This is a genomic window from Leifsonia virtsii (genome assembly GCF_030433675.1).
GTDB lineage: Bacteria > Actinomycetota > Actinomycetes > Actinomycetales > Microbacteriaceae > Leifsonia > Leifsonia virtsii.
Map to the genome: position 1 here is coordinate 329,902 of NZ_JAROCB010000001.1, position 13,273 is coordinate 343,174.

12 protein-coding genes are annotated in these 13,273 nt (G+C 71.2%); 10 read left to right on the top strand and 2 right to left on the bottom strand.

Features of this window, described 5'->3' with window-relative positions; genetic code table 11:
- Nucleotides 1-75 precede the first annotated feature (75 nt).
- Nucleotides 76-1,182 (bottom strand): LysM peptidoglycan-binding domain-containing protein, encoded by a 1,107-nt coding sequence (locus P5G59_RS01585; RefSeq protein WP_301215333.1) that lies wholly within the window; start codon nucleotides 1,180-1,182, stop codon nucleotides 76-78.
- Between the two features lie 152 nt (nucleotides 1,183-1,334).
- On the opposite strand from P5G59_RS01585, the gene P5G59_RS01590 reads away from it, so the two are divergent.
- Entirely contained in the window at nucleotides 1,335-1,676 is a 342-nt protein-coding gene (locus P5G59_RS01590) for an Rv2175c family DNA-binding protein (RefSeq protein ID WP_301215335.1), read from the top strand.
- A gap of 99 nt (nucleotides 1,677-1,775) precedes the next feature.
- Here P5G59_RS01590 and P5G59_RS01595 read toward each other — a convergent pair whose 3' ends face one another.
- A complete protein-coding gene (locus tag P5G59_RS01595; protein ID WP_301215337.1) occupies nucleotides 1,776-2,906 on the bottom strand; it encodes a polyprenyl synthetase family protein in 1,131 nt (376 codons plus the stop codon).
- 77 nt (nucleotides 2,907-2,983) lie between these two features.
- Here P5G59_RS01595 and P5G59_RS01600 point away from each other — a divergent pair, with 77 nt between their 5' ends.
- From P5G59_RS01600 to murD, 9 genes are all read left to right on the top strand, one after another.
- Nucleotides 2,984-3,364, top strand: a complete 381-nt coding sequence (locus tag P5G59_RS01600; RefSeq protein ID WP_301215339.1) for a DUF3040 domain-containing protein — start codon at nucleotides 2,984-2,986, stop codon at nucleotides 3,362-3,364.
- A 239-nt stretch (nucleotides 3,365-3,603) separates the two neighbouring features.
- The gene (gene mraZ / locus P5G59_RS01605; RefSeq protein WP_115697105.1) at nucleotides 3,604-4,035 is read left to right on the top strand and encodes a division/cell wall cluster transcriptional repressor MraZ; all 432 of its coding nucleotides are present in this window, start codon (nucleotides 3,604-3,606) and stop codon (nucleotides 4,033-4,035) included.
- A gap of 113 nt (nucleotides 4,036-4,148) precedes the next feature.
- A complete protein-coding gene (gene rsmH, locus P5G59_RS01610) occupies nucleotides 4,149-5,129 on the top strand; it encodes a 16S rRNA (cytosine(1402)-N(4))-methyltransferase RsmH (protein WP_301215343.1) in 981 nt (326 codons plus the stop codon).
- Complete coding sequence (gene ftsL, locus P5G59_RS01615) at nucleotides 5,129-5,809, top strand: cell division protein FtsL (protein WP_301215345.1); 681 nt, start codon at nucleotides 5,129-5,131, stop codon at nucleotides 5,807-5,809. The genes rsmH and ftsL overlap by 1 nt, the downstream gene beginning before the upstream one ends.
- 19 nt (nucleotides 5,810-5,828) lie before the next feature.
- Nucleotides 5,829-7,571, top strand: coding sequence for a peptidoglycan D,D-transpeptidase FtsI family protein (locus P5G59_RS01620; RefSeq protein ID WP_301215348.1), 1,743 nt, complete (start codon nucleotides 5,829-5,831; stop codon nucleotides 7,569-7,571).
- Nucleotides 7,572-7,582: 11 nt separating this feature from the next.
- Entirely contained in the window at nucleotides 7,583-9,127 is a 1,545-nt protein-coding gene (locus P5G59_RS01625) for a Mur ligase family protein (RefSeq protein WP_301215350.1), read from the top strand.
- Nucleotides 9,128-10,552, top strand: a complete 1,425-nt coding sequence (locus tag P5G59_RS01630; RefSeq protein WP_301215352.1) for a UDP-N-acetylmuramoyl-tripeptide--D-alanyl-D-alanine ligase — start codon at nucleotides 9,128-9,130, stop codon at nucleotides 10,550-10,552.
- Complete coding sequence (gene mraY, locus P5G59_RS01635) at nucleotides 10,549-11,664, top strand: phospho-N-acetylmuramoyl-pentapeptide-transferase (protein WP_175338963.1); 1,116 nt, start codon at nucleotides 10,549-10,551, stop codon at nucleotides 11,662-11,664. Before P5G59_RS01630 ends, mraY begins: the two co-directional genes overlap by 4 nt.
- Entirely contained in the window at nucleotides 11,661-13,178 is a 1,518-nt protein-coding gene (gene murD / locus P5G59_RS01640; protein WP_301215355.1) for a UDP-N-acetylmuramoyl-L-alanine--D-glutamate ligase, read from the top strand. Before mraY ends, murD begins: the two co-directional genes overlap by 4 nt.
- Nucleotides 13,179-13,273: the final 95 nt, after the last annotated feature.

The following is a 13,273-nucleotide window of genomic DNA, read 5'->3' on the forward strand; positions in this document are numbered from 1 at the left end:
AGGGAAGGTCGTATGCCGGAACCCTGCAAAACACCGGTGGACCTCGTGGCTGTGATCCGGCTGTGACATTCCGGCTCAGCCGAGCTGGGCGAGCCAGGCGCGGGCGGAGGCCTCCCACTTGGCGTAGGCGTCCGGGAACGCGGAGCGCTGGACGGCCTGGGCGGCCTGCGTGACGGTCATCGAGCGCCAGCCGGGGATGTCGAGCAGACCGCGCGTGCGGCCCGGGTTGGGGTTTCCCGCGCCGCCGTAGAAGGCGAGCGCCGCACGGGTGGGGTCGAGCACCTGGTCCGGAGTGCCCCATCCGGTGCTCGGGCGCTGCTGGAAGAGACCGAGCGAGTCCCGGTCGCCGTAGCGGACGTTGCGCAGCCCCGACTCCTGCGCGGCGGCCGCGAGGGCGATCACGATGCCCTGGTCCGGCACGCCCTGCTGGCGGCCGATGCGGACGATGAGCTGGGCGTTCGCGCGCATCTCGTCGGAGAGCGCGACGACCTGGCCGGCAGCGACCGTGGGGAGGGGAGCGGGCGCGGCGACGACGGGCGCGGCCGGTGCCGGGGCCGCGGTCGGGCGGTCGAGGGACGCGGTGGTCATGCCCGGGATGCGGAGGTGCTGGCCGGGGAAGATCAGGGCGGATGCGGTCAGTCCGTTGGCAGCGAGCACCGCCTTGGTGCTGACGCCGAACCGCCCGGCGATGCCGCTGACGGTGTCGCCGCGGACGACCGTGTACGTCGTCCCGGCCGGGGCGGCGGGTGCCGGCGCAGGGGCGGCGGGCGCCGCGGGGGCCGGCGTGGCGGCCGGGCCGGCCAGGGCGAGGACCTGACCCGGGAAGATGAGGCTCTTCCAGCTGAGGCCGTTCATGGCGAGCACGGCGGCGGTCGAGAGGCCGAACCGCCCGGCGATGCCCGAGACGGTGTCGCCGGACTGCACGCGGTAGGTGGCGGGAGCCGCCGCGACGGCGGTGCGCGCCGGGGACGTGCTTGCGGGCGCGCCGATCGTGCTGGTGACGGTCGCGCCGTCCAGAGGGGTGATCCGGCCGGTGTCGCCCGGGCGGTCGGCCCGCGTGTCCTCCGGGGCGGCGGCCTGCGCCGGCGTCACGAGGTTGAGTGTCATCGCCAGGGAGCTCGCGACGGCGATCGGGACGGTGCCCAGCGCGGCGCGGATCCTGCCGGTGTCTGCCAGAGCCATAGGAACCCCCTGTTTGAGTGACACGACGACATCCCACGCTGGCACAGAACCGTTAAGGAGTCAACGGAAGTGACAGATGTGAAAGGAGTTTACGTGATCGTAACAATTGCCCCCGCTTCTCCAACCGTCGCCACTCGTGGCACGCTTGTGGGGTGACCGAGCCCGTCCAGACCAGTGAATGGTTGACCGTCCCCGACCTCGTCGAGCAGTTGGGCCTGAGCGTGAGCCGGGTGCGCCGGCTCATCGAGGACCGCCATCTCGCCGCGAAGCGCATCGACGGGGTCCTCAAGGTCCCCGCCTCCTTCCTCCGCGACGGGCAGCCGCTCGGCGAGCTCCGCGGAACCCTGATCGTCCTCGCCGACGACGGCTTCAGCGACGATGAGGCGGTGGACTGGCTGCTCGCCCAGGAGGAGAGCCTCGGCACCTCGCCCATCGAGGCGCTGCGGGCCGGCCGCAAGGCGGAGGTCCGCCGGGTGGCGCAGGCCCTGGCCTGAGCGCCCGCTCTCACGCCCGCCGCGACTGCGGTGGTGCGGAACGATCGCGGCCGCGCGCGCAGACGCAGACGTTCCGGGAGGCCGCGCTCGCGGCGCGGGTCAGGCGCTGCGACGCGTGACCGTCACGGCGAGGTCGCGCAGCTGCGCCTTCGCGGCGGCGCCGAGCGGGGCTGCCTCGAGGGCGGCGATCGCGCGCGCGACGTTGTCGGCGATCATCCGCTCCACCAGCTCCACCGCCCCGGACTCCCGGATGGTGAGCTGCATCGTGCGGATCTGCTCCGGCGTGAGCTCGGGATCGCCGAGCAGTTCGTCGAGCGCCGCGCGGGCGCCGGACGGGATGGCCTGGCGGGTGAGGGCGATGAGCACCGTCCGCTTGCCCTCCCGCAGGTCGTCGCCGCTCGGCTTGCCGGTGACCTCGGCGTCGCCGAAGACGCCGAGCAGGTCGTCGCGCAGCTGGTAGGCGATCCCGAGGGGGAGGCCGAAGGAGCGCAGCGCATCCAGCTGACCGAGGGTGGCGCCGGCGAGGCTCGCGCCGATCAGCAGCGGCGACTCGATGGAGTACTTGGCCGACTTGTAGACGATCACGCGTTCCGCGCGCGCCAGCTGGTCGCCGTCCGGCCTCCCGGCCCAGCCGATCTCCTCGAAGATGTCGAGGTACTGGCCGGCGGTCACGTCGATCCGCATCCGGTTGAACTCGGCGCGGGCCGCCCGGCGGGCGGGGGCGCTGACTAGCTGGGTCAGGCCCTCGTCGAACAGCTCGTCGCTCAGGATCAGGAGCAGGTCGCCGAGCAGTGTCGCAGCCCCCGTGCCGAACGCGGCGCCGGAGCCGCCCCAGCCCTCCTCGTCGTGGAGCCGCTCGAACCGCTTGTGCGCGGCCGGAGCACCACGGCGGGTGTCGGAGTTGTCGATCAGGTCGTCGTGCACCAGGGCGGCCGCGTGGAACAGCTCGAGCGAGCTCGCGACCGAGACCACCGCGTCGAGCGCCCCTCCGGCCGTCACCGCCCCGGCGTCCTGGCCGTCGTCGCCCTCGTCGCCCGCGGTGCGGACCGCCTGCCAGCCCCAGAAGCAGAACAGCGCCCGGAACCGCTTGCCGCCGCTGAGAAAATCCCTTGAGAAGGCCGCGACCGGAGAGAGCTCGTCGGCGATGGAGACGAGAATGGAGGCACGTGCATCGAGGAATCCATCGATTCTGGACTGGATGAGGTCGACGAACCGGATGCTTTCTGACACACGCCTAGCCTAGCCAGACCGGCGAGGTTAGAATCAGGCTCACCTAGCCTCGAACCCACGGAAAGAGGGGGATACGGATGCCGCTTTCGGAACACGAGCAGCGCCTCCTCGAAGAGATGGAACGCAGTCTCTACCAGAACGACGCAGACTTCGTCGCAAAGGTGGGAGGGAAGCGAGCGAGGCCGGCCTACCGGTCGATCGTGCTCGGCATCCTGCTCGCCGTCGTCGGCGTCATCGTCCTCGTCGTCGGCGTCTGGTTCCAGCAGCCCCTCGTGGGCATCCTCGGTTTCGTCGTCATGTTCGCCGGCGTGCTCGTCGCCATCGCCCCCGGCAAGCGCGTCGCCGCGGAGCCGGGCGCCCCGGAGCCGAAGCGGGCGAAGGCGCGCGGAGGCCAGAACGGCTTCATGGACCGCATGAACGACCGCTGGGACAAGCGCAACGAGGGCGGAGAGGGCTGACCCCTCCACTTCCCTCCCCACACTTCCTGTAAGGGCCGATCGATTCCGATCGGCCCTTTTTCGCGCGCTCCGGCGCTCCCGGGCCCTCCACTTCCCTCCACCCCCGAGTTCCGCGTGATTCCGCGGCTTGACGCCCCCATTTCGGGGCAATATGGCCGCATTGCTTCAATTTGTGGATGGAAGTGGAGTAAAGTGGAGGCACACCGCAACCTGGGCCGGGAGAGTGGGGGTGGCAGCCGATGTTCCTCGGTACGCATGCCCCCAAGCTCGACGAGAAAGGGCGCATCATCCTGCCGGCCAAGTTCCGGGATGAGCTCGAGTCCGGTCTCGTCCTCACCCGGGGTCAGGAGCACTGCGTCTACGTCTTCTCGAAGGCGGAGTTCGAGTCGCTCCACGAGAAGATCCGCCAGGCGCCGGTGACCAGCAAGCAGGCCCGCGATTACCTGCGCGTCTTCCTCTCGGGGGCGAGCGCGGAGGTGCCGGACAAGCAGAACCGGGTGACCATCCCGGCCTCGCTCCGGACGTACGCGGGACTCGATCGCGACCTCGTCGTGATCGGCGCGGGCAGCCGCGCGGAGATCTGGGACGCCCAGGCGTGGGAGACCTACCTGGCGGAGCAGGAAGCAGCGTTCGCGAACACGGAGGAGGAGGTGATCCCGGGACTCTTCTGACGCGCGTCCCTGGCGCCGGACTCCCAGCCATACGCCCTGACACCACTTCCCCGGTGTCAGGTCGGGATGGATGGGGATCCGGGATCAGGGCCCGCGGATCGTCCCGAACGGCCATGAGCGACAACGACCACATCCACACCCCCGTCCTGCTCGAGCGCTGCATCGAACTGCTGGGCCCGGCGCTCGCGAAGCCCGGCGCCGTCTTCGTCGACGCCACCCTCGGGATGGGCGGCCACTCCGCCGGCATCCTGGAGCGGTTCCCGGAGGCGATCCTCGTCGGGCTCGACCGCGACCCGGAGGCGCTCGCCATCGCCGGGCAGCGCCTGGAGCGCTTCGGCGACCGCGTTCACCTCGTGCACACCGTCTACGACGGCATCCGGGAGGCGGTGGAAGGTGAGGGCTTCGACCACATCGACGGCGTGCTGTTCGACCTCGGCGTCTCCTCGCTCCAGCTCGACCGGGTGGAGCGCGGCTTCTCCTACTCGAAGGACGCTCCGCTCGACATGCGCATGGACTCGACGAGCGAGCTGACCGCCGAGACCGTGCTCGCCGAGTACTCCGAGGCCGACCTCCGCCGCATCTTCCGCGACTACGGCGAGGAGAAGCTCGCCGGCCGGTACGCCGCCCGCATCGTGGAGGCGCGCGAGACGCAGCCGCTGGTGCGCTCCGGCCAGCTGGTCGACCTGATCACCAAGGCCACCCCGGTCGCGGTGCAGCGGCAGGGGCACCCGGCGAAGCGCGTGTTCCAGGCCCTGCGCATCGAGGTCAACCAGGAGCTCGCGGTGCTGGAGCGCGCCATCCCGGCCGCCATCGACCTGCTCGCCGTCGGCGGGCGCATCGTCGTGGAGGCCTACCAGTCGCTCGAGGACCGCATCGTGAAGCGCGAGCTGCAGAAGCGGTCGACCTCCAGCGCCCCGGCGGGACTGCCGGTCGAGCTGCCCGAGCACCGGCCGGAGCTCACGCTCCTGATCCGCGGCGCCGAGCTCGCGGACGACGACGAGAAGGCCGCCAACCCCCGCGCCACCCCGGTGCGGCTGCGGGCGGCCGAGCGGGTGCGGCCCGCATCCACCACATCCGACACGAGGAGGCGCTGATGAGCAGCACCCTGGCCGACGCCGTCACGGTCACCGCCCGCCGGCGCCCCGCCGCCCTGTGGACCGGCGCCGCCACCGCGGCGGCGCTGCCCGTCGAGGAGCCGCGCGAGCAGCACGAGCTCCGCGACCGGGAGTCGCGGCGCAGCCACCTCGAGGTCGTGCCGTCGCGCTCGCAGCGCCGGGCGCGACCGCGCGCCCTCTACGCCGGCATCGCGGTCGGCACGCTGCTCGCGATCGTCGTCGCCCAGCTGCTGCTGAGCATCGGGATCTCGCAGGGCGCGTACCAGCTGAACTCGCTTCAGGCGAAGCAGACGCAGCTGCAGCGGTCGTACCAGGCCGTGTCCGAAGACCTCGGCCGCGTGTCCTCGCCGCAGAACCTCGCGGCCAACGCGAACGCCCTCGGCATGGTGAGCAACAGCAGCCCGGCGTACCTGCGGCTGTCCGACGGCGCCGTGCTCGGCGCCCCGGTGGCGGCGAGCGGCGCGGCGGGGACCGTGACCGGCGGCCAGGGCAACCTGGTGCCGAACTCGCTGCTGGCCGGCGTCCCGCTGGTCACGCAGCCTGGGCAGACCGCCACGCCGCAAACTGGGAATTCCGCCTCCACGGGTGCGGCGAACGCGCCGCAGCAGAAGCCGACCGTACCGTTGCAGGGAGCGTTGCCGACCCCGGTGACGCACTGACGACGGGACGGACGCGGGCATGGTCGGCAAGAAGATGCTGCGGCGGCGGACCGCGGTCACGGTCCTGGCCGTCGCCGCGACCGTCGGCATCCTCGGCGCCAAGCTGGTCGACATCCAGGTGGTGCGCGCCGATGAGCTGCAGAAGGAGTCGGTGAACGCCAAGGAGGTGTCGACGCCGCTGCTCGGCAACCGCGGCGACATCGTCGACGCCGACGGCAAGGTCCTGGCGACCACCATCTACACCTACACGGCGGCCGCGTCGCCGAAGGACGCCATCGCGGGCGGCCGGGAGAAGATGGTCGAGGCCGCGGCGAAGATCGGCGCCATCACCGGCCAGGGCGGCGACGCCGTCGTGGCGCTCATCGACGGCGCCCTCAAGGACAACCCCAAGTCGCAGTACGTGCTGATCAAGTCCGGGATGGACGTCGGCACCTTCGACAAGCTCGACAAGCTCCCGTACCCGTGGCTGACCTTCACCAAGAAGCAGGCCCGCAGCTACCCGAACGGCGCGGTCGCGGGCAACCTGCTCGGCTTCCTCTCCCAGGGCGGCGACGAGGGTCTGGAAGCCAGCGAGAACGGCTGCCTGGCGGGAGAGAACGGCGAGGAGACCTACCAGCGTGGCGCGGACGGGGTCGCGATCCCGGGCAGCACCGTCGTGCGGAAGCAGGCGAAGGACGGCGGGACCCTCAAGCTGACGATCGACAGCGACCTGCAGTGGTTCGCCGAGCAGACGCTGGCCCAGCAGGTGAGCGCGACCGGGTCCAAGTTCGGCTTCGTCACGGTCGCCGAGGCGAAGACGGGCAAGGTCAAGGCGATCGCCCAGTGGCCGTCCCTCGACCCCAACAACATCGACGCCACCGACCCGTCGTACTGGCGGCTCCAGTCGCTCACCGACCCGCGCGAGCCGGGGTCGACGTTCAAGGCGCTGACCGCGGCGATGCTGATCGACCAGGGCAAGGCGTCGCCGACGAGCCAGGTGCTCGCGCCGTACCAGTGGAAGTCGGGCAACGGCGCCGACCTGCACGACTCCGGGTACCACGCGCCGCTGCGGCTGACGCTCACGGGCGTCCTGATGATGTCCTCCAACACGGGCATGTCGCAGCTGGGCCGCGCGCTCAGCGACCAGACCCGGTACGACTACATGAAGAAGTTCGGGATCGGCAGCCCGACCGGCCTTCCGTACCCCGGCGACTCGGCCGGCGAGCTGCACCCCGTGAAGGACTGGGACGACCAGACCAAGTACGCCACGATGTTCGGCCAGGGCGTCTCCGCGACCCAGCTGCAGATGGTCGGGGCGTACCAGGCGCTGGCGAACGGCGGCAACCGCATCCCGTTGTCGCTGGTCGAGGGCTGCCAGCACCCCGACGGCTCGGTCACCGACGTCCCGAGCGCCAAGCAGACCCCCGTCGTCTCGGCGCAGGCCGCCTCCACGACCCTCGGGATGATGGAGTCGGTGGTGACGCAGGGCGAGCTCAAGAAGCAGCTGCAGATCCCCGGCTACCGCGTCGCCGCGAAGACCGGAACGGCCCAGCAGCCCGACGGCAAGGGCGGCTACCTGCCCTCGTACTACGTGTCGGTCATGGGCGTCGCGCCGGTGGACGATCCGCAGTACGTCGTTTCGGTCAACCTCGGGTTCCCGACTACCATTACTTCGTCGGCAGCCGCCGCTCCGCTGTTCCACACGATCATGAGTCAGGTGCTGAAGACCTACCGGGTGAAGCCCTCGACGTCGAGCCCGGCCGACTACCCTCCGTACTACTGAAAGTGAGCCCCGTGACAGGACCGGCGCCCTCTTCCCTGCGCCCCGAGCATCCCGTCGCCCGCCCGCTCGCCCAGCTGGTAGCGGAGTTCGGGCTTGACTCGCGCGGCGACCTCGACGGAGTCGAGGTGACCGGAGCCGCCCTGGCGAGCTCCGCCGTCGAGCCCGGCGACCTCTACGTCGGCGTCCCCGGACGCAACGTCCACGGCGCGAGCTACTCGACGGCCGCCGCCGAGGCGGGCGCGGTCGCCGTGCTCACCGACGAGGAGGGTGCGGCGCTGGCGGAGGAGTCCGGCCTGCCGGTCATCGTCACGCCCGACCCGCGGGCCGCGCTCGGCGCGGTGTCCGCCTGGATCTACCGCACCGACGAGAACTCGGCGACGCTGTTCGGCGTCACCGGCACCAACGGCAAGACCTCGGTCGTGTACCTCCTGAACGCGATCCTCGGCCAGCTCGGGGTCGTCTCCGGCCTCAGCTCCACGGCCGAGCGGCGCATCGGCGACACCGTCATCACGAGCAAGCTGACCACCCCGGAGGCGAGCGAGCTGCACGCGCTTCTCGCCCGCATGCGCGAGGAGGGGGTCCGTGCCGCCGCGATCGAGGTGTCGGCCCAGGCGCTCACTCGCCACCGCGTCGACGGGATCGTGTTCGACGTCGTCGGCTTCACGAACCTGAGCCACGACCACCTGGACGACTATGCGGCGATGGACGACTACTTCGCCGCCAAACTGGAGCTGTTCCAGCCCGACCGCGCGCGCCGCGGCGTCGTGACGGTCGACTCCGAGTGGGGTCATGCGCTCGTCGAGCAGTCGCGCATCCCCGTCGCCACCCTGTCCGGTTCGGCCGGTTCCGACGCCGAGTGGACGCTGACCGTGCTGGAGGAGACCCTCGCCAGCACCCGGTTCAGCCTGGAAGGCCCGGACGGCCGTGGCCTGGAGACCAGCATCCCGCTGCTCGGCGCCTACAACGCGGCGAACGCCGCCCTCGCCATCGTCATGCTGGTGGAGTCGGGGTACGACCTCGACGCGATCGGCGCTGCGCTGGAGCGCGACGGCGGCATCGACGCCTACATCCCGGGCCGCGCGGAGCGGCTCTCCGGCGACCGCGGGCCGGTCGTCTTCATCGACTACGGCCACAGCCCGGACGCGTTCCTCTCCACCCTGAGCGCCCTGCGCAAGGTGACGGACGGCCGCATCGTGATGGTGTTCGGCGCCGACGGCGACCGCGACACCACCAAGCGCACCGACATGGGCGCGATCGCCGCCCGCGGCGCGGACGCCGTGGTCATCACCGACTTCCACCCGCGCTGGGAGGACCCGGCCGCCATCCGCGCCGCCCTGCTGGAGGGCGCCCGCGCGGCCGTGCCGGACGGCGAGCTGTACGAGGTGCCGGACCCGCGCGCCGCGTTCCGCAAGGCCCTCTCGCTCGCGGGCGAGGGCGATGTGGTGCTGTACGCCGGCCCGGGCCACGAGGACTACCAGGAGGTGGCCGGCCAGCGCCTGCCGTACTCCGCCCGCGAGGACGTGCGCCTCGCCCTGCGAGAGGCCGGGTGGCTGTAAATGATCGCCATGACCCTCGCCGAGATCGCCGCGGCGACCCGCGGCACGCTGCTGCTCGACGGCACGCACGTCTCGCCCGACGCCGTCGTGTCCGGGCTCTCGACCACCGACTCCCGTGAGGTCGAGCCCGGCTCGATCTTCTTCGCCAAACCCGGCGAGGTGACCGACGGCCACCTGTTCGCGCCGAAGGCGGTCGAGGCCGGCGCCGCGCTGGTCGTGGTTGACCACCCGCTCGAGCTGCCCGTGCCGCAGCTGCTGGTCGAGGACACCGTCGCAGCTCTCGGCGACCTCGCGACCGAGGTCGTCGCCCGCGTGCGTGCCCTCGGCCTGCTCAAGGTCGTCGGCATCACCGGCTCCAACGGCAAGACCACGACCAAGAACCTGCTGCGCGCCGTCCTGGAGCAGGTCGGCCCGACGATCGCGCCGCGCGCGTCCTTCAACAACGAGGTCGGCGCTCCGGTGACGATGCTCCAGGTGACGGAGGAGACGCAGTTCCTGGTCGCCGAGATGGGTGCGAGCGGCATCGGCGAGATCGCCCGCCTCGTGCGCATGGCGCGACCGGACGTCGGCGTCGTGCTCAAGGTCGGCCTCGCCCACGCCGGCGAGTTCGGCGGCATCGAGAAGACCCTGCAGGCGAAGACCGAGATGGTCACCGACCTGCTCGAGTCGGATGTCGCCGTGCTGAACATCGACGACCCGCGCGTCGCCACCATGGCCGGCAAGACCGTGGCCCGCGTGCTCTGGTTCGGCCTCGACGAGCGCGCCGACGTGCGCGCGACCGACGTCGCCTCCGACCGCCGCGGCACCTCGTTCACCCTGCACCTGCCGCCGCGCGACGGGGGAGAGGGCGAGTCCCGTCCGGTGCGGTTCCAGGTGCTCGGCGAGCACCACGTGATGAACGCGCTGGCGGCCGCCGCATCCGCGCACGTCCTCGATGTCGACATCGACACCATCGTCGCCGCGCTGCAGACCGTCAGGACGGCGGAGCGCTGGCGGATGGAGGTGCTCGGCAGCGGCGAGGTGACCGTCATCAACGACGCCTACAACGCGAGCCCCGATTCGATGTCGGCCGCGCTGAAGACGCTCGCGCAGATCGCGGAGCCGGAGGGCCGCACGGTCGCCGTGCTCGGCGAGATGAGCGAGCTGGGCGAGTTCTCCGGTGAGGAGCACGACCGCATCGGTCTGCTCGCCGTCCGCCTCGGCATCGACCAGCTCGTCGTCGTCGGCCCCTCCGCGCGCCGCATGCACATCACGGCGATCAACGAGGGCTCGTGGGACGGGGAGTCCCTCTACTTCGACACCCAGGACGCGGCGTTCGACCACCTCGCGGGCGCGCTGCGCCCGGGCGACACCGTGCTCGTGAAGTCCTCCAACTCGGCCGGGCTGCGCTTCCTCGGCGACCGACTCGGGGAGATCTTCTCGTGAGAGCCCTGCTGACCTCCGGTGCGCTCTCGATGGCGTTCACGCTGTTCCTGACGCCGCTGTTCATCCGGCTCTTCCGCCGCCTCCAGTGGGGGCAGTTCATCCGCGACGACGGGCCGCAGAGCCACCACGCGAAGCGCGGCACCGCGACCATGGGCGGCATCGTCGTCATCCTGGGCACGCTGTTCGGCTACTTCACCGCGCTGCTGCTGACCGGCGACGAGACCAGTGTGTCCGCGCTGCTCGTGCTGTTCCTCATGGTCGGGCTCGGCGTGGTCGGCTTCATCGACGACTTCCTGAAGACCCGGCGCGAGCGCAGCCTCGGGCTCACGGGATGGGCGAAGGTCGCCGGCCAGGTCGTCGTCGCGACGATCTGGGCGTTCCTGGCGATCCGGTTCCCCAACGGCAACGACTACACCCCGGCGACGATGAGCGTGTCGTTCATCCGCGACCTGCCGGCCATCGACTTCGGTGCGATCACCAAGTTCGGCGTGATCGGCGTGCTCGTCGGCTACGGCCTGTACCTGCTCTGGATAAACTTCCTGGTCGCCGCCACCTCCAACGGCGTCAACGTCACCGACGGCCTGGATGGGCTCGCCTCCGGCGCGTCCATCCTCGCCATCGGCGCGTACATCATCATCGGGTTCTGGCAGTCGATCCAGTCGTGCGCGAACGTCAAGCTGAGCGTGGAGAACGTGGCCAAGTGCTACGACGTGCGCGACCCGTTCGACCTCGCCATCGTCGCGACGGCGATCGTCGGGGCGGTCGTCGGCTTCCTCTGGTGGAACACGTCGCCCGCGCAGATCTTCCTCGGCGACACCGGCTCGCTGGCGCTCGGCGGCGCGGTCGCCGCCCTCGCCATCCTGAGCCGCACCGAGCTGCTGCTGGTGCTCATCGGCGGCATCTTCGTCATCGAGGCCGGGTCGGTCATCGTGCAGCGGGCCTACTTCAAGCTGACCCGCGGCAGGCGCATCTTCCTGATGAGCCCCATCCACCACCACTTCGAGCTGAAGGGGTGGGCCGAGGTGACCGTCGTGGTCCGGTTCTGGATCATCGGCGGCCTGCTCGTGGCCGCCGGCGTCGGCTCGTTCTACCTGGAGTGGCTCGCCACATGAGCGCCCTGGACGACCGCCTCGCCGGGCTGACCAGCTGGCACGCCGACTGGAGCGGCCTGCGGGTCGCCGTGTACGGCCTGGGCGTGACCGGCTTCTCGGTGGCGGACACCCTGGCCGAGCTCGGCGCGCAGGTGCTCGTCGTCGCCGCGAAGGCCGACGAGGAGCGGCGGATGCTGCTGGAGGTCATCGGCGCGGAGCTCGTCGAGCAGGCCGACCTGAGCACTCCGCCCGAGAGCCTCGCCGAGTTCGACCCCGAGCTCGTCATCGCGTCGCCCGGCTTCCACTGGGACCACCCGCTGCTGGTCTGGGCCGAGCAGCGCGGCACCGCCGTCTGGGGCGACATCGAGCTGGCCTGGCGCCTGCGCGACAAGGTCGCCCGGCCGGACGGCGCCGAGGGTCCGGCCGACTGGATCTGCGTCACCGGCACCAACGGCAAGACGACCACGGTGCAGCTGACGGCGACGATGATCCTCGCCGGCGGCAACCGGGTCGCGCCGTGCGGCAACATCGGCGTCCCCGTGCTCGACGCCATCCGCGACCCCGAGGGTTTCGACGTGCTCGTCGTCGAGCTCTCCAGCTACCAGCTGCACTGGGTGAACCGGAACGCCGGCGGCGAGCTGTCGCCGTTCTCGGCCGCCTGCCTCAACATCGCCGACGACCACCTCGACTGGCACGGTTCGATGGAGGCGTACATCGCCGCCAAGGCGAAGGTCTACGACAACACGCAGGTCGCCTGCGTCTACAACAAGGCCGATGAGAACACGCTCCGGATGGTGGAGCAGGCCGACGTGGTCGAGGGCGCCCGCGCCATCGGCTTCGGCCTCGGCGTTCCCGGGCCGAGCGACTTCGGGATCGTGGACGGCATCCTGTGCGATCGCGCGTTCCTGGAGGACCGCGCGAACTCGGCCATCGAGCTGACCACGCTGGAGGAGCTGGAGGAGGCGGGGCTCTCGGCGCCGCACGTGGTCGCCAACATCCTGGCCGCCTCCGCCCTCGCCCGCTCCTGGGGCGTCGAGCCGCAGGTGATCCGGGATGTGCTCACCGCGTTCCGGCTCGATGCGCACCGCATCGAGCTGGTCAGGGTCGAGGCGGGCGTCAACTGGGTGGACGACTCCAAGGCCACCAACCCGCACGCCGCCGACGCATCGCTGCGCGCCTACCCGTCGGTCGTCTGGCTGGTCGGGGGCCTGCTCAAGGGCGTGGATGTGGACGACCTGGTCGGCAAGCACGTCGGCCGCCTGCGGGGGGCCGTCGTGATCGGCGTGGACCGCACCGAACTGCTGGCCGCCTTCCGCAAGCACGCCCCGGAGCTGCCCGTGCTCGAGGTGGAGGCCGGCGACGCGGACGAGGTCATGCCGACCGCCGTCCGCTTGGCCGCCGGGCTGGCCCGCGAGGGCGACACGGTGCTCCTCGCGCCGGCCGCGGCCTCGATGGATCAGTTCGCCGACTACGCCGAGCGCGGCCGCCGCTTCCAGTCGGCCGTGAACGACTATCTGGACGACTCCGCCTCCTAGCCGACTGCGGTCTCGCGGAACCTCCGCGGGCCGGCGCGCAGGCGCAGATGTTCCGGGGCACCGCAGTCGCCGCATTCGGGCGACACGCGTTCCCG